At 73.3% G+C, this 20,548-nt stretch carries 21 protein-coding genes; 10 read left to right on the top strand and 11 right to left on the bottom strand.

Annotated features, from left to right (window positions below; genetic code table 11):
• Positions 1-45: 45 nt before the first annotated feature.
• From BM051_RS20655 to BM051_RS20635, 5 genes are all read left to right on the top strand, one after another.
• On the top strand, positions 46-384 hold the full coding sequence (locus tag BM051_RS20655; RefSeq protein ID WP_092533077.1) for a DUF3024 domain-containing protein: 339 nt from the start codon (positions 46-48) through the stop codon (positions 382-384).
• A 161-nt stretch (positions 385-545) separates the two neighbouring features.
• Complete coding sequence (locus BM051_RS20650) at positions 546-3,407, top strand: AAA domain-containing protein (RefSeq protein ID WP_092532856.1); 2,862 nt, start codon at positions 546-548, stop codon at positions 3,405-3,407.
• A 35-nt stretch (positions 3,408-3,442) separates the two neighbouring features.
• Positions 3,443-4,675, top strand: coding sequence for a hypothetical protein (locus tag BM051_RS20645; RefSeq protein WP_243859668.1), 1,233 nt, complete (start codon positions 3,443-3,445; stop codon positions 4,673-4,675).
• Between the two features lie 19 nt (positions 4,676-4,694).
• Positions 4,695-6,206 (top strand): hypothetical protein, encoded by a 1,512-nt coding sequence (locus BM051_RS20640; protein ID WP_092532851.1) that lies wholly within the window; start codon positions 4,695-4,697, stop codon positions 6,204-6,206.
• A 102-nt stretch (positions 6,207-6,308) separates the two neighbouring features.
• On the top strand, positions 6,309-6,647 hold the full coding sequence (locus tag BM051_RS20635; protein WP_134046264.1) for a hypothetical protein: 339 nt from the start codon (positions 6,309-6,311) through the stop codon (positions 6,645-6,647).
• Here BM051_RS20635 and BM051_RS20630 read toward each other — a convergent pair.
• The 5 genes from BM051_RS20630 to BM051_RS20610 all read right to left on the bottom strand — a co-directional run bounded on the left by BM051_RS20630 (position 6,636) and on the right by BM051_RS20610 (position 11,485).
• Positions 6,636-7,286 carry an acyltransferase gene (locus tag BM051_RS20630; RefSeq protein ID WP_092533074.1) on the bottom strand — a complete coding sequence of 217 codons (651 nt, stop codon included), beginning with the start codon at positions 7,284-7,286 and terminating at the stop codon, positions 6,636-6,638. The two genes, BM051_RS20635 and BM051_RS20630, sit on opposite strands and share 12 nt — an antisense overlap.
• A gap of 11 nt (positions 7,287-7,297) precedes the next feature.
• Positions 7,298-8,491: a glycosyltransferase family 4 protein gene (locus tag BM051_RS20625; protein ID WP_092533071.1), complete on the bottom strand. Its 1,194-nt coding sequence runs from the start codon at positions 8,489-8,491 to the stop codon at positions 7,298-7,300.
• A 49-nt stretch (positions 8,492-8,540) separates the two neighbouring features.
• On the bottom strand, positions 8,541-9,470 hold the full coding sequence (locus BM051_RS20620) for an NAD-dependent epimerase/dehydratase family protein (protein ID WP_092532845.1): 930 nt from the start codon (positions 9,468-9,470) through the stop codon (positions 8,541-8,543).
• Between the two features lie 50 nt (positions 9,471-9,520).
• Complete coding sequence (locus tag BM051_RS20615) at positions 9,521-10,660, bottom strand: DegT/DnrJ/EryC1/StrS family aminotransferase (RefSeq protein ID WP_092532842.1); 1,140 nt, start codon at positions 10,658-10,660, stop codon at positions 9,521-9,523.
• A gap of 96 nt (positions 10,661-10,756) precedes the next feature.
• The gene (locus tag BM051_RS20610) at positions 10,757-11,485 is read right to left on the bottom strand and encodes a GAF and ANTAR domain-containing protein (protein WP_092532839.1); all 729 of its coding nucleotides are present in this window, start codon (positions 11,483-11,485) and stop codon (positions 10,757-10,759) included.
• Positions 11,486-11,575: 90 nt separating this feature from the next.
• Here BM051_RS20610 and lhgO point away from each other — a divergent pair, with 90 nt between their 5' ends.
• Positions 11,576-12,760 carry an L-2-hydroxyglutarate oxidase gene (gene lhgO, locus BM051_RS20605; protein WP_092532836.1) on the top strand — a complete coding sequence of 395 codons (1,185 nt, stop codon included), beginning with the start codon at positions 11,576-11,578 and terminating at the stop codon, positions 12,758-12,760.
• A gap of 406 nt (positions 12,761-13,166) precedes the next feature.
• On the opposite strand, the gene BM051_RS20600 is transcribed toward lhgO, so the two are convergent.
• Positions 13,167-13,688 (bottom strand): DUF3558 family protein, encoded by a 522-nt coding sequence (locus tag BM051_RS20600; RefSeq protein ID WP_166677783.1) that lies wholly within the window; start codon positions 13,686-13,688, stop codon positions 13,167-13,169.
• A gap of 174 nt (positions 13,689-13,862) precedes the next feature.
• Here BM051_RS20600 and BM051_RS20595 point away from each other — a divergent pair, with 174 nt between their 5' ends.
• A complete protein-coding gene (locus BM051_RS20595) occupies positions 13,863-14,603 on the top strand; it encodes a maleate cis-trans isomerase family protein (RefSeq protein WP_092532830.1) in 741 nt (246 codons plus the stop codon).
• Here the strand turns inward: BM051_RS20595 and serS are convergent.
• Positions 14,553-15,821 carry a serine--tRNA ligase gene (gene serS, locus BM051_RS20590; RefSeq protein WP_092532827.1) on the bottom strand — a complete coding sequence of 423 codons (1,269 nt, stop codon included), beginning with the start codon at positions 15,819-15,821 and terminating at the stop codon, positions 14,553-14,555. The genes BM051_RS20595 and serS overlap by 51 nt on opposite strands.
• 97 nt (positions 15,822-15,918) lie before the next feature.
• Between serS and BM051_RS20585 the strand changes: the two genes are divergently transcribed.
• The 3 genes from BM051_RS20585 to BM051_RS20575 all read left to right on the top strand — a co-directional run bounded on the left by BM051_RS20585 (position 15,919) and on the right by BM051_RS20575 (position 17,166).
• Positions 15,919-16,356, top strand: coding sequence for an SRPBCC domain-containing protein (locus tag BM051_RS20585; RefSeq protein ID WP_092532824.1), 438 nt, complete (start codon positions 15,919-15,921; stop codon positions 16,354-16,356).
• Positions 16,357-16,417: 61 nt separating this feature from the next.
• On the top strand, positions 16,418-16,846 hold the full coding sequence (locus BM051_RS20580; protein ID WP_243859676.1) for an SRPBCC domain-containing protein: 429 nt from the start codon (positions 16,418-16,420) through the stop codon (positions 16,844-16,846).
• Complete coding sequence (locus BM051_RS20575; RefSeq protein WP_092532818.1) at positions 16,843-17,166, top strand: ArsR/SmtB family transcription factor; 324 nt, start codon at positions 16,843-16,845, stop codon at positions 17,164-17,166. The genes BM051_RS20580 and BM051_RS20575 overlap by 4 nt, the downstream gene beginning before the upstream one ends.
• Positions 17,167-17,196: 30 nt before the next feature.
• Here the strand turns inward: BM051_RS20575 and BM051_RS20570 are convergent, their stop codons facing one another.
• From BM051_RS20570 to BM051_RS20555, 4 genes are all read right to left on the bottom strand, one after another.
• The gene (locus tag BM051_RS20570; protein ID WP_092532816.1) at positions 17,197-18,105 is read right to left on the bottom strand and encodes a haloalkane dehalogenase; all 909 of its coding nucleotides are present in this window, start codon (positions 18,103-18,105) and stop codon (positions 17,197-17,199) included.
• Between the two features lie 152 nt (positions 18,106-18,257).
• Positions 18,258-18,716 carry a DUF350 domain-containing protein gene (locus tag BM051_RS20565; protein ID WP_092533068.1) on the bottom strand — a complete coding sequence of 153 codons (459 nt, stop codon included), beginning with the start codon at positions 18,714-18,716 and terminating at the stop codon, positions 18,258-18,260.
• Between the two features lie 67 nt (positions 18,717-18,783).
• Positions 18,784-19,950 (bottom strand): glutathionylspermidine synthase family protein, encoded by a 1,167-nt coding sequence (locus tag BM051_RS20560; RefSeq protein ID WP_092532813.1) that lies wholly within the window; start codon positions 19,948-19,950, stop codon positions 18,784-18,786.
• Position 19,951: 1 nt separating this feature from the next.
• A complete protein-coding gene (locus BM051_RS20555; RefSeq protein WP_092532810.1) occupies positions 19,952-20,524 on the bottom strand; it encodes a hypothetical protein in 573 nt (190 codons plus the stop codon).
• Positions 20,525-20,548 lie beyond the last annotated feature (24 nt).

Raw genomic sequence — 20,548 nt, 5'->3', positions numbered from 1 at the left:
GCGCGAGCGGCTGCCTCCGCGTCGCCGGTGGGGTTCAATGGCCGCGTGGCTGCCATCTCCGAGTTCGCGCTCCGGCAGATCGAGCGGTGGTGCGCGCGCCGGGTGCCGGACACCGTCAGGGAGCAGCTCCGCTTCGAGTGCCGGCGCCGCGGCCGCTCGGTGACCCTGGTCCAGCGCCGGCTGCCCTGGACCGCCGAACCCGGGTCGACGGCCGAGTGGATCGTCCACGAGTTCGCCCAGCTCCGCCTCGGCGACGACGGCCGGTGGTCGCTGTACTGGCGCGACCGCGGCGGCCGGTGGCGGCCCTACCCCGGCTGCCCATCGGCCCCGAGCCCGGTTCCCCTGCTGGAGGAGATCGACCTCGACCCGGAGGGCCGCTTCTGACCGGCGGCCGGGATCCGGCTCTATCGCCGCTCGACCCGCCCGCGTTTCGCCCGCGCCCAGGTTTTCCACCGGAGGGGTTACGCTCTGTATTTGCTCGGGCGCTCTTGGTTTACTCGTGGTGAACGGACGCGGACCGACGGGAACGACCTTGGGAGTGATGGATGACGGACTGGCGGCGGGACGCTGCCCACGCGGTCGAGCAGGAGCTCGCCCACGTCCGCGAGACCGGCCCGTGGACCCCGCTTGGCACCCCGGTCCCGCTGCCCGACGCCGGCTGGTACGCCGTCGACCTGCGCGACCGCCGCATCAGCGCCGAGCACCTGCGGCACGTCTGCGTCGCCGGCCCGCGGGGACCCCGGCACGACACCGCGGTCCCCGCCGACGCCGCCCACCTCGCCGGCGGCGTCCTGCGGCTCCGGCTGCCCGACCCGCCCCGCGGCCGCGACCACGTGTGGGCCGCCACCGTGTCTCCGCGCGCCCTGCTCCGCGGCCTCGCCGACGGGCTGCGCCGGCTCGGTGACGCGCCGCTGGCCGACCGGCTCGCCACCGGCACCGTCGACCCACTGCCCGATCCACTGCGCGATTCGGCACCTCCGGCAGCCGGGCTCGTCGACGACCAGCGTGCTGCCTACGCGGCATGTCGGGGCCCCGGCCTGCATCTGGTCTGGGGTCCACCGGCCACCGGCAAGACCCACGTGCTGGTCGCCGCGGTGGAGGAGCTGGTCGCGGCCGGCAAGCGGGTGCTGCTGCTGTCCCCGGTCGACTCCGCGGTGGACGACGCCGTGCTCGCGCTGCGTCGCCGGCTCTCCCCGGGCAAGGTCGCCAGGGTCGGCCTTCCCACCCGCGCCGAGCTGGCGGTCGCCCCCGCCTGCCCCGCCGACGCCGACCGCACCGCCGTGCTGCGCGAGCTCGCCGAGCTGGCCGGCGCCGGGGAGCGGCTCGCCGAGCTGGACTCCGCGCTCACCGGGTACAGCCACGAGGCGTTCCTCGCCGCGCGCCGGCGAATCGACAACGCCCAGCGGCTGCGCACCCTCGGCGACGAGCTCGCCGCGGTCACCGCGCGGCACGCCGAGGCCACCGAGGCGCTCGCCGAGGCGCGGGCGGGGCTGCGCGCCGCGCGGGAGGGCTGGCGGCGGGCCACCGAAGCCAGGGCGAGCCTGACCAAGGCGGAGGAGCTGACCGAGGAGTTGGCCCGGCTCGACACCGTGCCCGACCCGGCCACGAGCCGGCGGGTCCGCCGCGGGTCCGCCAGAGCCGCCGAGCGGCGGCGGGTCGAGCTGCGGGACCACATCGACCGGTGCCGCGCCGCGGCGCACCCGCTGACCGCCGCCGACGTCGAGCGGCTCGACACCGAGCTGACCGCCGCCGAGCGGGCGCTGGACGAGGCCGCGCGGGCCGAGGCCGAGACGCGCACCCGCGCGGAGGCCCTGCGCCGCAAGATCGGTCTGACCCGCTCCGCCGGTGTCGCCAGCGACCAGGACCGCCGCTTCTCCGCCGACTGCCTCCGGCACGACCTGCCCACTCGGCACCAGGAACGGGAGGCACTGCGCCGGCGGGTCGAGGACGCCGCGGCCGCCGACCGGCTGCGCGACCGGCTGCGCCGGCTGGCCGAGCGAACCTTCGCCGAGCGGGAGGAGGCCGAGGCCGCGGCGGTGTCGTGCGCCCAGGTCGTCGCGACCACGCTCGGCACCGCCAGGGTGAACTCGGCCGTCACGGGCCAGCGGTTCGACGTCGTGCTCGTCGACGAGGTCGGCGCCGCCCGGCTCGCCGAGGTCCTCCTCGCCGTCGCGCGGGCCAGGGAGAGCGCCGCGCTCGTCGGCGACTTCCTCCAGCCGGGGCCGGCGGTGCGGCCACCCGCGCTGCGGGCCGTGCCCGAGGCGCGCACCTGGTTGGCCGCGGACGTGTTCACCCACTGCGGCATCCGCCGCGCCGACGACGCCCGGCGCCACCCCGGCTGCGCGGTGCTCGGCCAGCAGTTCCGGTTCGGCCAGCCGCTGCGCGCGCTCGCCAACGACCTGCACTACCGCGTGCTGCACGGCGGCGGCGCGCCACGCCGCGACCCCGGACCCGACACCGAGCTGGTCCTGGTCGACACCGGCATGCTGCCCGGGCTGGCCGCGCCGCGCGGCGCCGGCTGGTGGCCGATCGGCGCGCTGCTGTGCCGGGCGCTGGCGTGCGCCCACCCCGGGCTGGGCGTCGTCACCGCCTGCCGGCCGCAGGCCAGCGCCGATCTGGCCGCGGTCCGCGACGTCGACACCCGGTTCGCCGCCGCGGTCGGTACCGCCCGCACCTGCCTCGGCCGACGCTTCGCCACCGCGGTGATCGACCTCGTCGCGGCCAGCGCGTGGACCCGGCGTCCCCGGCAGTTCGGCGCCGCGCTCACCCGGGCCGACCGCCGGTCGTACCTGCTGGCCGACCTCGACGCCGTGCGGTTCGCGCCGGAGGGCACGCCGCTGGCGGCGCTCGACGAGCAGCGCCGCGCCGGTGGGGTGGAGGTCCGCCGCGCCGACGCCCTGCTCGACCTCGAACCCGCGGACACACTGGCCGACCAGCTGGACCGGGCCGAGGAGTCGCTGTGGTTGTGCCTTCCCGGCCCGTCCTGGCCGGCCGGGCCCGACCTGCCCGTCCATCTGGCGGCAGCGGTGCGCCGCGGCGTCGACGTACGCGTCCTTTTGGACGGCGACCAGGAGGACGCGGACCCGCTGCGGTCGGCGGGCGCCACCGTCGTCCCGGCCGCGACCGGACCGGCCGCACTGGCGGTGGTGGACCAACGGACCGTGGTGTTCGGCAGCGCGCACCGGCCCGAGGTCGGCGACGGCCGGTCGGTGGTGGTGATCTGCCACGGTGCCCGGTTCGCCGCCAGGGTGCTGGCCGACGTGCCCCCGACATGGTGTCGCGGAGCCAGCCGCGTCCCGGCCGGCGGCCCTTCACCGACCGTGCCGACGACGCCGACCGTGCCGCCGACGCCGACGGTGTTGACGGGGAGTGCGCACGAGCGCGGCGAAGTCAACGCTCTTGGATGACGTGGCCGGCCGTTCGGGTAGGGCACTATAGCTCGGTGCCCCCCGCCGACCTGCGTTCCTACCTGCGCTCCCTCGATGTGGCCACGCTGGTCGACCTGGTGTGCGAGTACGCGCAACGGCACCCCGAGCTGCGCCGCGCGCTGGACGCGCACCGGCTGCTGCACGACGCCGCCGCGGCCGAACGCGGCCGGGACCACGCGCTCACGACCAGCGCGGTGCTCGACACCCTGCAGCGGCTGCTCGACGGCGGCACCAGCGCGGACGTCGCGCCGCTGGCCCGGCGCACCGTCGACCGCATCCGCACCGCGCTCGCCGAGCTCGACGACGGCTCCGGAGCCGTGCGCGCCGAGCTCGACCGGGCCGTCGGCCTCTACGCACGGGCCTGCGTGGCGCACCCGCCGCCGCCGACCGCGCTGGCCGAGTGGATCCTCGACGTGGCGCTCGCCGACCGGGCGCCGCAGCTCGCGCTCACCGAGTTCGCCGACGCGCTCGGCCCGGCTGGGCTGCGCCGCCTGCGGTCCCTCGTGGACAACGCGCTCGGGGAGGAGACCGGCCAGCGGCGCAGGGCGACCCTCGAGCGGCTCGGCGAGGAGCTCGCCGAGCTCACCGGCGATGTGGACACCCTGATGGCGGTCCTGGCCGGGACGCCACCGACGGAGACCGCGCGGCGCCTCGACCTCGGCCGGAGGATCGTCCGGGCGCTGCGCGCCGCGGGCCGGCACGCCGAGGCGATCGCGTACGCGGCCAGGACGCTGGGCCACGACAAGCAGGGCCACGACAAGCAGGGCCACGACAAGGCGGCGGGGCCGGAGCACCGGCCGGCCGGACGGGAGCGCGCGCTCGAGGAGTTGCGGGCCAGGGCCGAGCGGGACGTCGGGGCCGCCGACGAGCTGGTCCGCGCGCTGCACGCGGAGGGCAGGCTCGACGAGGCGTGGCGGGCGGCGAACCGGTACGGCTGCTCGCTCGACCTGCGACTCCAGCTCGCCGAGGCCAGGGCCGCGCAGCATCCCGGCGAGGTCATCGGCGTCTACCGCTCGCACGTCGAGCAGCTCATCGCCCACCGTGACCCGCACTACTACCGGCAGGCGGCCCAGCAGCTGCGCAAGCTGCGCACCCTGCACAAGCGCGCGGACACCGCGGAGGAGTTCAGCGCCTACCTCGCCGAGCTGGTCGAGACGCACAAGCGCAAGACCCGGCTGCTCGCCGAGGTGCGCAACGCGAGGATCGCGCTGCCCAAGCCCGTGCGCCGGGCGCCGGCCACCCGATGACGGATGACAGCATGGGCGCATGAGCGGTGAGCGTGCGCCGGAGCCGTCCGGTCGGAACCAGTTCGTCAAGAGCGCACTGCGGGACTTCGGCACCCTCGGCCCCGACCCCGACCCGCTGCACGTCGAGGTGCTCACCGCGGAGATCCTCGGCGAGGCCTGGGCCGACGAGGACTTCGCCGAGGTCATCGACCAGCTGGTGGAAGCCGCCAGGCGGAAGGCGAACCCGGGCGCGGCGGCGCTGCTCACCGCGCTGCACGCGATGGCCGAGGACGACGCGCTGCGCGAGCACGCCGCCGACGCGCTGCGGGCGGTGCTGCGCAAGGGGATCCCGGAGCCGGGGTGGGCCGACCGGCTCGGCGCGGTCAGCATCGAGGAGTGCTGGGAGCTGGCCGACGTCTACGGCGACTCGGCCTCCGTGCTGGGCGTCTTCGGCTACGGCGACCGGCGGCACGGCGTGTTCGCCCTGGTGCAGCTCGACGACGGCCAGTTGCCGGACGTCACCGTCGTGGACAACCCGGACGATTTGCTCGCCGGTATGCGCGAGCAGGCCGCCGAGAGCGCCGGTCTGCTGCGGATGGCGCCGATCCCGCCCGCGCGGCTGCACCGGCTGCTGGCCGAAGGGCTGGCCACGATGGACGAGCTGCCGGAGCCGGCGGTCACCGAGGAGTTCGTCCGGTTTCGGGCGATCGCGGTGGCCCGCTGCCGGGTGCTGCCCGAGCCGGAGCCCGTGGCGGAGGCCGAGCCGATCGGTGATCCCGAGGCGGTGGTCGAGGAGCTGCTGCGTTCGACCGCTGACGTGCCGGACGGGCCCGAGGCCAGGTACTGCGCGCGGCTGCTGGTGCGGTTCGGGGAGGAGACCGAGCCACGCCGGCCGTTGCGGGTGAGCCCGGAGCGGGTGCGGCGGTTCCTGCTCGACTGGCTGCCGGGCGAGGTGGAGCTGTCCGCCGCCGAGGAGGAGGTGCTCCCGCTGGTGACGCACTCCTGGGTGCGCTGGGGCGCGCGACGCCAGGGGCTGCCCCAGCTCGCCGTGGACGAGCTGGCCGAGACGGTCGAGGAGACGTGTCACGGCGCCGACCCGGTCGAGGTCTACCTGGACGCCGACGAGCCGGTCGCGGACGGCGACGAGCTGGCGGAGCTGCTCGACCGGCGGATGTTCGCCGTTCCCGACATCGTCGTCGAGCTCGGCGACAGCGAGCTGGCGCTGGACCCCACCGACCCCGAGCAGCGGCAGCTGCTGGTGGTGGGCGAGCACCCGGAGTACCACGACGCCCTCGCCGAGGACTCGCCGACCGACGACGACGCGCGGGTGTACCTCGCGCTCAAGGCGGCGGTGATCGACCAGCTGTGGGACGGCGAGCCCGCGGAGGTGTGGTCCGCGGCCAGGAGGCTGCGGGACGGCGGCCGGGACCGGGACGAGGTCGTCGACGAGCTGGTCGCGGTCCTCACCGAACATTCCACATCCAACGGATCCGATGTGGACCTGAAGTTCGACGTGGACGCCTACCGGGCGGCGCTGGCCGCCCTGCGCTGAGAGGCTGAGCGGACCGGGCTGCCCGCACGCGACCACGAGCACACGCCCGACCTGGCCACCTCCGTGCTGCGCCAGGGTGGGCGGGCCACACCGTGGCCGCTGGTGCTCACCGAGCTGGTCCGCGGGCTCAGTGGCGTGGTCGCCGTGCTCACCGAGGCGCGCTGGGCCAGCGGGAGGGCCGGCCGCGGGCGTGGACCTCCGAGGGTCGACAGGGCCAGGCTGGAGGCGGTGTCCCGCCGGTACGTCAAGGTCAGCCACCCGTTCGCGCGGTACTACGCCACCGCGTCCGACACCGCGTGGACCCCCGCCGAGATCAACGGGTCCGCCGCGTGGCGGCACAGCCAGTTCCGCAGCCTCGCCCGCGAGTTCTTCGGCACCCAGTACATCCTCGGTGTGCTCCCACCGGTGCGGTCTCGTGGGAGGCCGCCCTCAGTGTCCTGAGCCTTCGCCGTCCTGCTCGGTGAAGTCGCCCGCCGGGGCGCCCCAACCGGGGGAGGAGACGCCGCGTTCGGCGGCCAGCGCACGGCGTCGCTCGTTCTCCGCGCGGACCCTGGCGATCTCCGCCTCGATGTACTCCTCGTCGTAGCGCTGGAACACCCGCGCCGGGTTGCCGGCCACCAGCGTCCGCGGCGGCACGTCCTTGGCCACCACCGAGTTCGGCTGCACGGTCGCGAAGTCGCCGATCGTCACCCCGGGCATGACGACCACGAGCCCGCCGACGAAGCAGCCCCTGCCGATCCTCACCGGCTTGCGCTCGATCAGGTCGCTGCCGGAGTAGTTTGCCAACGCCATGTTCGCCAGCCAGCTGGAATGGGTGAACACCAGCGTGTTCAGCCCGATGCTGGTGTGCTCGCCGATCTCCAGCCCGCCGCTGGCGTCGAGCACGGCGCCCTCGCCGATCCAGCAGTGCTCGCCCAACGTCAGGTTCTCCGGACTGACGATCTTCGCCCGCTCCCGGATCCGGGTGGTCTCCGGCAACCCGTAGAGCCGCGCCCGCTCGACGTCGTTCATGTACTGGCCGACGAGGTCGGTCAGGATCTGCCGGCGCAGCCGGTCGCTGCGCTCGTCGTCAAGGAACAGGTCGGGGGACATCAGGAGCCGCTCCGCGCGCTGATCATCTTCTCCAGGGTGCGCAGGTGCTCCTCGGCGACCACGTCGAGGCCGAAGTGGGCGCGCACCATGGCGCTCTGCCGCCTGGCGATCCGCTCCCGCCGCTCGGGGTCGTCGAGCAGGCCGATCACCGTGTCGGCCACGGCCGCGGCGTCGTCCGGCGGCACCAGCAGGACGTTCTCGCCGTTGCGCAGCTCGACCCCGGGGTAGTTGTCCTCGGCGACCGAGGCGATCGTGGCCGTTCCGGACAGCATCGCCTCCAGCGACGCGGTGCCGCAGCCGCCGTTGAGGTCGTGGGTCACGATGTCGGCCGCCGCGAAGTACGCCGGCACGTCGTCCTTGGGCACCGCGCCGGTCACCACGAACGCGTCCCGCACCCCGAGCTCCTCGGCCCGCCGCAGGAACGCGTCGTGGTAGACCCCGCCGACCACGAGCACCCTGGTCCGCGGGTACCGCTCCAGGATCGCCGGCATCGCCTCGACCAGCGGGACCCGGTCGCGCAGCGGGATCACGTGCCCGAGCGAGACGATCAGCGGCGCGTCACCGACGCCGTGGTCGGCGCGGACGTCCCTGGTCAGCGGCTTGTCGAAATGGGCGGCGTCGACCGCGATCGGGAAGTAGTGCGAGTTGGCGTCACTGGTGCCGTACCGCCGCACGCAGTAGTCCACGCCGAGCTTGTCGAGGATGACGAACCTCGGCCGGAACAGACCCAGGATCGGCCGCACCAGCACCGCGTCGAGCATCCGGAACACCGCGGCGTAGACCTTGTTCTCGCTGACCAGCAGCGTGTGGATGGTGAGCAGGGTCGGCACCTTCCGTCGGCGCGCGTACCACCCGGTCATCCAGGTCAGGTCGAAGAACTGGCCGTGCTGGTGGATCGCGTCCGGCCGGAACTCGTCCAGGAGCCGAAACAGCCGCCGCCAGTTGCCCGGCCGCACCGCGGCGAAGGTCATGTCGAAGTCGATGGACAGCCCGAGCTGCGGCATCTTCGTCGCCGGCAGCCGGACCACCCGGTAACCGTCGCGCTCCTCCTCGGCCGGCGCGCCGCCGTAGGCCGCCGTCACGGCCAGCACCTCGTGACCGGCTGCGGCGTACTGCTGCGCCAGCGACGCCGCCATGTGCGCGCTGCCGCCCACCCGCGGCGGGAAGAAGTTGTTGACCACGACGATCCGCATCGCTCGCCCCTTCGCCGCCGCGACCACGATGTCGCCGCCGGAACCGGTGTCAGGCACTGGCCCGGACCAGGTCGCGCATGCCCTGCTCGACCGTGATCGTCGGCTCCCAGCCGAGGACCTCCTTGGCCCTGGTGATGTCCGCGGCCCGCCGGGAGACCAGCACGTCGCGCTCGTTGAACACCGGCTCGACGTCCACCCCGACGGCGTCGATGAGGATCTTGGCGAGCGCGGCGACCGAGGTGTCGACGCCGGTGCCGATGTTGATCGGCAGGTTCGCCCGCTCCGACTCCAGCGCCAGCACCACCGCCCTGGCCAAATCGGTGACGTGCACGAAGTCCATCGACTGCTCGCCCCTGCCGTCGATGACCGGAGGCTGGCCGGACCGCAGCCGCTGGATGAAGTGGTTGATCACCGAGGTGTAGTAGGCCTCGATCTTCTGGCCGGGGCCGTACACGTTGAAGAACCGCAGCGCGTTCCAGGGCAGGCCCTTCTGCCGCTGGTAGAAGCCGAGCAGATCCTCGCCGGCGCGCTTGGAGATGCAGTACGGGGTGAGCGGGTCGAGCCGGTCGTCCTCGTGCATCGGCAGCTTCTCCGGGTCGCCGTACACCGACGCGGTGGAGGCGAACACCAGCCGCTCGACACCCTCGGCCGCGGCCGCGGCGAAGACGTTGTGGTTGCCGGTCATGTTGATGTCGATCGACTCGTGCGGGTCGGCGATCGACTTGTTGATCGAGACCGTGGCGAAGTGGATCACGTGCGTGCAGCCGCGCATCGCCTCGCGCACCGCGCCGCCGTAGCGGACGTCGGACTCCACGAGCTCGACGTTGCCGGTCGCCACCCACTCGGCCATCCGGTCGCGGTCGCCGCGGCTCATGTTGTCGAAGGCCCGGACGGTGTACCCGCGGTCGAGTAGCAGCGGGACCACGTGACCGCCGATGAACCCGGCGGCTCCGGTGAAGAGGACCTTCTTCTCGGACACGTTCGTCGTCTCTCCTCGCGGTGCTGGGATCGGTGCGGTGGCGCGGATGGTCAGGACAGCTCGGTGACGACCTCACGGACGGCGGTGACGACCCGGTCGACCTGCGCGTCGGTGAGGTTGGCGTGCATGGGCAGGGCCAGCTGGCGGGCGAACACGTCGGCTGACACCGGCAGCGGCGGCTGCTCGCCGTACACCGGTTGGAGGTGGGAGGCGTAGGTGCCGAAGTTGCAGCCGATGCCCCGCGCGCGGAGCCGGGTGGCGACCCTGTCCCGGCCGATCTCCGAGGCGACCAGCACGGCGTAGGCCTGCCACGGATGCTCGCGGTCGGGCAGCTCCACCGGCACCTCGACGCCGTCGAGATCGGTGAAGGCCGCCGAGTAGCGCTTGGCCACCGAGCGGCGCGCGGCGAGCAGGTCCGGCAGCCGGTCGAGCTGCACGTTCATGATCGCGGCCTGGACGTCGGAGAGCCGGAAGTTGAACCCGGCCTCGTGGAAGGTCGGGATCGGCAGCTCGTCGCCGCCCTCGCGGTTGAACGCCGGCTCGATGCCGTAGGTGTGCAGCTTCCGGGCGCGCGCGATCAGGTCCTCCCGGTCGGACACCAGCGCACCGCCCTCGCCGGCGGTGATGCCTTTGCGGCCGTGGAAGGAGAACGCGGCGAGGTCGGCCAGGCTGCCGGCCGGCCGCGTGCGGTAGGTGGCGCCCGCCGCGCAGGCGGCGTCCTCGAACAGCCACAGCCCGTGCCGGTCGGCGATCACGCGGTACTCGTCGTAGTCGCCGGGCTGGCCGAAGGTGTCGACCACCAGGATGCCGACCGTGCGCGGGGTGATCGCCGCCTCGACGGCCGCGGGGTCGGCGGTGAAGATATCCGGCCGGATGTCGGCGAAGACGGGGGTGGCGCCGGCCTGCAGCACGGCGTGACCGGTGGCCGGGAAGGTGTAGTCGGCGACGACCACCTCGTCGCCGGGACGCACGTCGAGGACCCGCAACCCCAGGTAGAGGGCGGCGCCGCAGTTGCTGGTGGCCAGCGCGTGCGCGGTGCCCACCGCGGCGGCGAAGCGTTCCTCGAACCGGCGGCAGGCGGGCCCCGCGCCGGCCAGCCACCCGGACCGGAACACCTCGGCGACGGCGGCCAGCTCCTCCTCGCCGACCGTGGGCTGACCGAGAATGACGTTCTCGGGGCTGTTCGACATACCTCTCCCGTTGCCTTGGGTCGGGTCGCAGTGTATTGGAGCGCCCTCGGCGCCCGTGCGGCCCGTACCCTCGCCTCCGGTGGGTCCCGGGCGCGGTCAGGGTCGGGACAACTCGGTGACCAGCCGTACGGCCAGCTCGCGCAGCTTGACGTTCTGCTGCTGGGACTGCCGGACCAGCAACTGGAACGCCTCGTCCGCGGAGACGTGCCGGGCGGCCATCAGCATGCCCTTCGCCTGATCGATCACTGCGCGGCTGGCCAGCGCCGTGCGGAGCTCCTGGGCGAGGTCGCGCGCCGCGAGGTAGCGGCGGATGCTGCGCACGGCGGCCTCGACGGCCGTGGAGTAGAGCTCGAGCAGCTTGGCGTCGATCTCGTGGTAGCCGTGGTCGGTGTAGCCGAAGAGGTTGAGCGCCCCGGCCAACTCGGGGTCGATGGTGAGCGGCGCCGCGAGGTAGCTGCGGATCCCCACCTCCGTGGCGGCCTTGGCGAAGTCGGGCCACTTCTCCACCGCGGTGCTCACGTCCACCCGGACCACCTCGCCGGTGGCGATGGCCTCCAGGCACGGACCCTGGCCGGCCCGGTACTGAGCGGCGTCGATGTCGAGGACCACCGGATTGCTGCTGGCCGCCGTCTCGTAGGTGTCCCCGTGCCGCACGGTGATGCTGGCCACGTCGGCGTCCGGCAGCGCCTCGGTGATCTGCACGCACACCTGGCGCAGGATCGTGCCGAGGTCCTCTTCGTGGTCCAGCGTCCTCGTCAACGCCTCGAGGGCGTCGGTGACCTCGTCGACTTGTGCGCGCCACTCGGCGGCGGGGCTCTCGGCCATAAGCGCGAGAGTACGCGGCCGGGGCGACCGCGTCCCCAGGAGATTTCCCGAGGTCGGGTGGCCCGGCGTGCTCGCTTAGGCTGTGCAGCCGTGCGTCGAGTCGTGGTGATCGGTGGGGGCATCGTCGGGCTGGCCGTGGCCAGGGAGCTGACCGGGCGCGGCTGCCGGGTGACGGTGCTGGAGAAGGAGGACCGCTGGGCGGCCCACCAGACGGGGCACAACTCGAACGTCGTCCACGCGGGGCTGTACTACAAGCCGGGGTCGTTGAAGGCCAGGATGGCGGTGGCCGGCAACGCCTCGATCGTCGAGTTCGCCCGCGCGCACGGGGTTCCGGTGGAGGTGTGCGGGAAGCTGGTCGTCGCGACGGGCGAGGCCGAGCTGCCCGCGCTGGGCGAGCTCGCCCGGCGGGCGGAGGCCAACGGCGTGCCGGCGAAGCTGGTGACCGCGGCCGAGGCGCGGGAGTACGAGCCCGAGGTGGCGTGCGTGCGGGCGCTGCGGGTGGAGACGACCGGGATCATCGACTTCCCCGCGGTGTGCGGCGCGCTGGTGCGGCTGCTCACCGAGGCCGGCGCGGACCTGCGGCTGAAGACGCCGGCGCTCGGGATCCGGCCGGGGGCGCGCGGGGGTGTCGAGGTGGCCACCGGCGGCGAGGTGCTGCGCGCGGACGCGTTGGTGAACTGCGCGGGTCTGCAGTCCGACCGGATCGCGCGGCTGGCCGGGCTGGTCCCGCGGGCGCGGATCGTCCCGTTCCGCGGGGAGTACTACGAGCTGCGGCCGGAGCGGCGGCACCTGGTGCGCGGGCTGATCTACCCGGTGCCCGACCCGGCGCTGCCGTTCCTCGGGGTGCACCTGACCCGGATGCTGGACGGCAGCGTGCACGCCGGGCCGAACGCGGTGCTCGCGCTGCGCCGCGAGGGGTACCGGTGGGCGGACGTGTCGGCCCGGGACGTGGCGGAGGTGGTGCGCTTCCCGGGGACGTGGCGGCTGGCCCGGCGGTACGCGGTCCCGACCGGGCTGGCCGAGGTGCGCCGGTCGCTGTCCCGGCGCCGGTTCGCGGCCAGCCTGGCCCGGCTGGTGCCGGCGATCGGCCCGGACGACATCGTGCGGCACGGGTCGGGCGTGCGGGCGCAGGCGCTGCGCCCGGACGGGTCGCTGGTGGACGACTTTTTGATCGAGACGGCCCCGGGCCAGGTGCACGTGCTCAACGCCCCCTCCCCGGCGGCGACCAGCGCGCTGGAGATCGCCAGGTACGTCGCCGACCAGGTGCACGACTAGCGGACCCTGGCGCGGGCGGAGTTGTCCACATCACCCATTGGTGGTCCACAGATTTCCGCGACCCCCGTCAGCCGCCCCGACCACCGATAGAATGGACCTGGGACGGCCCCCCGGGAAACGGGTGGGGTTACTTATGGGGCGGGCCGAATCGTTTTCGGGGCCGTTCCGGCCGACTCTCGGGAGCTTTCGGGCCGTTTCGGGTCGGCTTTCCGAGCGTTTGGGGGCGGCTTTCGGATGCGTTCCGGTTGGCTTCGGGGCCGTTCGGGCAGGGTCGCCGGCCGGAATCGCCCGCCGCTCGGAGCGGCGGTGGAACAGCGTGGAGTTGCCCCGAGAGCAGGGGTGGTGGAGCGGTTCGGCCCGGGGCGGGCGGACGCGGCCCCGCGGAGCAGCGGGTCCGGTCAGCGGGTCAGAGGCGGGCGGCGACCAGGGGGGCGACCGCCTTCGGGACGTCGCACGCCTTGGTCGGGTCGCTGGTGTTGCCGCCGGCGATGACGACGAACGCCAGCCTCCCCCGCTTCACCGCCAGGTTGCAGATGGTCGGTCCGAACACGCTCTCGTACCGCCCCCAGCTGGTCCCGCCAAGCTCGAGCTGCTCGACCGGCGGCTTGCTGGCGAAGTACTCCTCGATGGCGATGTCCTCGCTGATCCCGACGTCCACCGGGTCGAAGTCCGCCTCCGGGTCGGCCGGCCGCCACTGGCACATCGGCGGGATGAGCTGCGCCTCGTTCCCCGGCGAGAACGTGCCCTGCTCCGCCAGGCCCAGCCCCTTCGCCTCGGCCGGCGTGAGCAGCTGGCACGGGTCGTTGCGCGGCGCCTGCTCCACCGGCCGCGCCTTCGGCGGCAGCACGGCCGTCCCCGGCACCGTGCTGGCGCACCCGGCCAGCACCGCCACGAGCGCCACCAGCGTCACCAGACGATGCTTCCGCACGTCCACCCTCCCCGTGTCCGTCCCAGCCCGGGTGTTTCGGGCCGATGAACACCGCCGACCTGCGCCGTTACGTCGTGTTACCCCTCGGGAAAACCTCCGCGACACCCGCCCGCTGGCGCCACGCGCAACCTAGCGTGTGCGTCAACCAGCCGGTTCGACACGGGGGGCACGCCCATGGTTCCCGACCTCCCGGCGCTCACCCCGCCCGCGCAGACCGGGATCGGCGTGATCGCCCCCTTCGACTTCGCCCTCGACCGCGAGCTCTGGCGCTGGGTGCCCGACCACGTCAGCCTGCACCTCACCCGGCTGCCCTACCTGCCCGACCCGGTCACCGTCCGGCTGGCCGCCGCGCTCGGCCACCCGCACGGCGTGCGCCGCGCCACCCGTGACCTCCTGGTGCCGCGGCCGAGCGTGGTCGCCTACGCGTGCACCTCGGGCAGTTTCGCCGGTGGCGCCGCCGGCGAGGCCGCGCTCGTCCGTGGCATGCGGGAGGCCGGCGCGCCGGCCGCGGTCACCACCTCCGGCGCCCTGGTCCGGGCATGTGCGGAGCTCGGGGTGCGCCGATTGGCGGTGGTGACGCCGTACGTCGCGGAGGTGGCCGCACTGCTGCACGCCTTCCTCGCCGAACACGGGGTGACCACCCGCGCGAGCGTCGACCTCGGCCGGCTGGGCGGCATCTGGCGGACCACCTACGCCGACGTCCTCGACGCGGTCGCCAGCCTCGACCTGCGCGCCGCCGACGCGCTGTTCGTCAGCTGCACCAACGTCCCGACGTTCGACCTGGTCGGGCCGCTGCGGCGACGCCTGCGCATCCCGGTGCTCACCGCGAACCAGGTGACGATGCACGCCGCGGTGCGGCTGGCCTCACCGGCCGACCGGCTCCAGGACCTCCCGGCCGCCGAGATAGGGGCGTAGCGCCTCGGGCACCCGCAACGAGCCGTCCTCGAGCTGGTGGTTCTCCAAAATCGCCACGATCCACCTCGTGGTGGCGAGCGTGCCGTTGAGCGTCGCCGCCACCTGGGGCCGGCCGCTCTCGTCGCGGTAGCGAATGTTGAGCCGGCGGGCCTGGAACGTGGTGCAGTTCGACGTGGAGGTCAGCTCCCGGTACGCCCGCTGGGTGGGGATCCACGCCTCGCAGTCGTACTTGCGTGCCGCGCTGCTGCCGAGATCGCCGCCGGCCGTGTCGATCACCCGGTACGGCACCTCGATCTTGGCCAGCATCTCCTCCTCCCAGCCGAGCAGCCGGTCGTGCTCCGCCTCGGCCTCCTCCGGCCGGCAGTAGGTGAACATCTCCACCTTGTCGAACTGGTGCACCCGGATGATGCCGCGGGTGTCCTTGCCGTACGACCCGGCCTCCCGCCGGAAGCAGGACGACCAGCCGGCGTACCGGCGGGGCCCGGCGGACAGGTCGATGATCTCGTCGGTGTGGTAGCCGGCCAGCGACACCTCGGAGGTGCCGACCAGGTACAGGTCGTCATCGCGGAGCCGGTAGACCTCCGCGGCGTGCGCGCCGAGGAACCCGGTGCCGGCCATGATCTCCGGGCGGACCAGCACCGGCGGGATCATCAGCTGGAACCCGGCGCCCACCGCCTGCGCGGCGGCCAGGTTCAGCAGCGCCAGCTGCAGCTGGGCGCCGACACCGGTGAGGAAGTAGAACCGGGCGCCGGAGACCTTGGCGCCGCGCTCCATGTCCAGCGCGCCGAGCCCCTCGCCCAGCTCCAGGTGGTCGCGCGGGGTGAAGTCGAGCTCGCGCGGGCTGCCCACGTGCTTGAGCACCACGTAGTCGTCCTCGCCGCCGGCGGGGGCGGCGGGGTGCACGAGGTTGGGCACCGCGGCGTGCAGCTCGGCGAACTCCGCCGAGGCCGCGGCCTGCTCGGCCTCGGCCTCCTTGACCTTGGCGGCCAGCTCCTTGCCCGTGGCCAGCAGCCCGTCCCGGTCGGTGCCGCGCGCCCCGCCGATCCGCTTGCCGAGCTGCTTCTGCTCGGCCCGCAGCGCGTCCGCGGCGGCGATCGCGGACCGGCGGCGGGTGTCGAGGGCGAGCAGCTTGTCGACCACGCCCTCGTCCTCACCGCGGGCGTGCAGCGAGGCACGCACGGCGTCCGGGTCTTCGCGCAGGATCCTCGGGTCAATCACGGGTGAGGAGCCTAGTCGCCACCCAGGTGCAACCTACGGGTTGCGCGATTCCGGAGAGATGTGCAACTCTGTAGTTGCACATCGAGAGGAGATCCGAATGGACATCGACAGGATCGAGCGGGACGTCCTGATCGCCGCCCCGCCCGAGCGGGTGTGGACGAAGCTCGTCGAGTTCGCGTGGGCCGACACCGGCGGCAGCCGGGTCGGCGTCGAGCCGAGGCCGGGGGAGCGGTTCGTCGCCGAGAACCCGGAGCACGGCAAGTTCCCGATCGTGGTGGAGCGGGTCGAGCGACCCCGCCACCTCGCCTATCGCTGGGCCAGCGCCTTCGCCGGGCAGGAGCCCGCGGCGGGCAACTCGACGCTGGTGGAGTTCACGCTGATCGAGGAGGCCGGCGGCACCCGGCTGGCGGTCGTGGAGAGTGGCTTCGCCGGCCTGCCCGCGGAGTCCCGCCGCGGCGCGCTGGACGACAACACCCGTGGCTGGACCGAGCAGCTCGACGCGCTGCGGCAGCGGGTGGAGGCCGCCGCGGGATGAGTCCCGTCGCCACCCATGCAACTCTCTGGTTGCCTATCGCGAGAGGAGAACATCCGTGGACATGGACCGGATCGAGCGGGAGATCGTGATCTCGGCGCCCCCAGAGCGTGTGTGGGCCGCGCTGACCGCACCGGAGTTCTGGCTCGACGAGGCCGACCCCACGGGGTTCGAGCTCGTCGAGGGCGCCCTCATCGTGGGGGAGCACCGCGGGCACGAGTCGGTCCCGCAACGGATCGAGAAGATCGAGCCGGGACGTTACCTCGCGTACCGATGGGCGAACCGGTTCCCTTCCGCGGAGCCGGGCGACGGCAACTCGACACTCGTCGAGTTCACCCTGATCCCGGAGGGCGCCGGCACTCGGCTACGCATGGTGGAGAGCGGCTTCGCCGCGCTCCCCGGGTCCGCCGAGGAGCGGCGGCAGGCCGCCGAGGACAACATCGGCGGCTGGGACGCCGTGCTGGGCGAGCTGAGGAAGTCCGTCGAGGAATGACCGGTACCGGTGTCGACGCCGTGCTCGGTGCGCTCGCCGACCCCACCCGGCGCGCGCTGCTGGACGTGCTGGCCGCGCGGGGCACGGCGTCGGCGACCGCGCTGGCCGCCGAGCTGCCCGTGTCGCGGCAGGCGGTGGTCAAGCACCTCGCCGTGCTGGAGCAGGCCGGCCTCGTGTCCTCAACGCGGGCCGGCCGCGAGGTGCGTTACACCCCGCGGGCCCGGGCGCTCACCGCCACGGCACGGTGGATGGCCGACCTGGCCGCCGAGTGGGACCGGCGGCTGGCGACGATCAAGCGGCTGGCCGAGACGGACGACTGACGCGGCTCGCCCTCGCCCGCCTTCGCCCGCTCAGTACGAGCGGGCGAAGCGGGCAACCACCTCGCCGAGCTCCTCGCCGGCGTCCTCCTGCAGGAAGTGCCCCGCACCGGTGATCGTCGGGTGCTCCCGGCCGGTCGCGCCCTTCATCGCCCGCTGGAGCATCGGGCCGACCGGGCCGGTGATCGGGTCGCCGTCGGAGAACGCGCACAGGAACGGAATGTCCATGGTGGACAGCTTGGCCCACGCGGCGCGGTTGGCCGGGGTCGCCGGGTCGTCCGGTCGGGTCGGCACCAGCGTCGGCATCGCCCTCGGCCCTGCCTTGTACATCTCGTTGGGGAACGGCGCGTCGTAGGCGGTCCTGACCTCCTCGGTCAGCTCGGTCCGGCAGCCGGACTGCACGGCCCGCCCCACCTCGAACACCTGGGTGCTCTCCACCATGGCGCGGAACGCCCACCACGCCTCGGGCATGTCGTGGTCGCCGGTGGGCAGCCCGGTGTTGGCGGCCACCACCCCGGCGAACCGCCCGGGATGCTCGGCCACCAGCCGCAGGCCGATCAGCCCGCCCCAGTCCTGGCCGACCAGGGTGACCTCACGCAGGTCCAGCGCCTCGAAGGCGAGCCGGCGCATCCACTCGACGTGCTTGGCGTAGGTGTGGTCGGCCATCTCGGCTGGCTTGTCCGACCGGCCGAAGCCCACCAGGTCGGGCGCGACGGCGCGCAGCCCGGCGTCGGCGAGCACCGGCAGCAGCTTGCGGTACAGGAACGACCAGCTCGGCTCGCCGTGCAGCAGCAGCACGGCCCGGCCGTCGGCCGGGCCGGCCTCGACGTAGCCCACCCGCAGCAGGCCGCCGTCCGGATCGGGGATGTCGACGTAGTGCGGCTCGTAGTCGAAGTCGGGCAGGTCCTCGAATCGGTCCTCGGGTGTCCTCAGTAGGCGCACACCGGCAACCGTAGTGCCGGAGACGGGCCGAGCCGACCCCCGGGATGGGTGGGACGAGGCGTCACCGACCGCGAAGGGTGCTGTCTTTCCTGGTCAGCGCGCTGCTGGTGGACAGGTCACAGCGGAGGTCACAGTTCCCTTACAACGGGGGGTCAGGAGATCGCGACGGCGACCACGAGACCGAGCGCGAGGTGCGCGGCGGCCACCACGAGGCTCGCCGGGGCGAACTTCTCGCCCTCGATCGTCGAGCGCACGTCGATCCGGGTCGACCACTCCAGCAGCCGCACGGCGGCCACCTGCGCGATGATCCCGACCAGGCCGTAGACCAGCGAGGTGATCAGGCCCTCGGTCAGGTCGCTGGCCGAGTTGAAGATCGCGACGACGATGATGAACGCCATCGAGAGCAGCCCGGACGCGGTGACCAGCACCGCGTTGGGCAGGCCCCGCCGGACGAGCTCGGACAGCTTGCCGGGCGTGCTCCAGTCGATCGCGTAGAAGCCGAGCAGCATCAGCAGCAGACCGACGACCGCGTACAGCAGGATCGCGCCGATCCCGCGGACGAGGTCGGTGCCGAACGTGTCGGACAGCGCGAGGGCCGTCGAGGCGGGCAGCGTCACAGGTACTCCCGGTGTGGACGTGGATTGTCGCGGGTGGATTCTTCCGGTCGGTGAGCTTCTATCACGACTCGGGGATGCGGTGGGGGACGAACGCCGCGCCGTCGTCGGTCACCAGTCCCGCGGTCTCCCGGATGCCGAGGCCGGCCGCGTTGTCCCCGACGATCCACGCGCCCAGCGCCGGCCGGTAGCCGTCGAACTCCGGCAGCGGGTCGAACGCCTGGTACACGAACCCCTCGGCGCCGTAGACACCACCGGTCTCGGTCTCGTACCCGGGCGCCACGATCCGCACGTTGGCGCCCTCCCTGCCGAGCTTCGGCTTGCGGACGTACTCGGTGAGCAGCCCCGGGTCGTCGAGGAACGCGGGCAGCAGGTTCGGGTGGCCGGGGTAGTTCTCCCAGAGGATCGCCAGCAGCGCCTTGTTGGACAACAGCATCTTCCACAGTGGCTCGACCCACAGCGTCTGCGGCAACGACTCCACGGCGTGGCGGCCGAATTCCTCGTCGACCACCCACTCCCACGGGTAGAGCTTGACGATCGTGTTCATCGGCGCCTCCTCGAGATCGACGAAGCGCTTCAGCAGCGGGTCCCAGCCGATCTCCTCGATCGCCAACCCGACCGTGTCCAGCCCGGCCTCGGCGGCGGTCTCCTGGAGGTAGGAGGTGGTGATGTGGTCCTCGCCGGTGGGGTCGGCCGAGGACCAGGTGAAGTACAACTCGTTCGACGGCAGCGATCCGGCGATCTCCGCCCACCGCTCCACCAGCCGCTCGTGGATCGAGTTCCACTGGTCGTCGACCTCGAACACGTCGGTCTTCCAGTGCCACTGCACGACCGCGGCCTCGAGCAGCGAGGTCGGCGTGTCCGCGTTGTACTCCAGCAGCTTCGCCGGGCTCTTGCCGTCGTAGCGCAGGTCGAACCGGCCGTAGAGGTGTGGGTCCCGGCGCCGCCACGACTCGGCGATGTGTGGCCACACCCACTCGGGGATGCCGAAGTCGGCGTAACGCTCGGTGAGCACGACGTTGTCCACCGCGTCCAGGCACATCGAGTGCAGCAGCTCGACATCGGCCTCGACGGAGAGGATCTCGTCCATGTCGAACACGTAGTGCACCGACTCGTCCCAGTACGGCCGCGCCTGCCCGCTGCTGTAACGCGCGGGCGTGCCGAACACCAACCCCTGTTCCTCGACCACCCGCTGCCAGTCCCGGCGCGGGCTGCCGGACTCCCGGTGCAACTCAGGAGCCCCCGCTCTTGCCGCTGCCGCTGATCCCGAACCCGCCGCGCTGGATCGTCTTGCCGGTCTTGGTGGTGATCGTGGCGTTGGACGGCCGGGTGAACGTACCGCCGGAGACCCGCGTGCCGGGAGCACCCGTGCCGCCGTAGTTGTAGCGGTACTGGCCCATCCCGCCGCCGGGCAGTGGCAGGAACAAGAAGCCGCCGGGCCCGATGTAGCCACCGTGGCTGCGGACGTACTCCTCGTCGCAGTGCTCCGGGTTCTGGGCGACGATGCCCTCGGCGTTGGTGCACACCGCGGTGACCTCCTCCGGGGCCACCACCAGGTACCAGCCCGCGACGAGGCCGACCAGGCCGACCGTGACGCCGCTGCCGATCAGCACCTTGCGCCGGGTCTCCGCCTTGCGCTCGGCCTCCTGCTGGGCGATCTCCCGGTCGCGTTCCTCGGCGAGCGCCTTGCGCCGGGCTCGCTGTTCGGCCACGGTGGGCTGGCGCGGGGTGGTGGAGCCGGGCTCCTGGTGCCGCATCGAGCCGCGCGACCGCGGCTCCCCGCCAGGGGGCATGTCGTCCGTCATCAGCACTCCATGACCAAGGAGACC

Source organism: Amycolatopsis arida (assembly GCF_900115565.1).
GTDB classification, from domain to species: domain Bacteria; phylum Actinomycetota; class Actinomycetes; order Mycobacteriales; family Pseudonocardiaceae; genus Yuhushiella; species Yuhushiella arida.
Note: the sequence above shows the minus strand (reverse complement) of the source record. Positions and strands in the feature narration are given on the sequence as shown.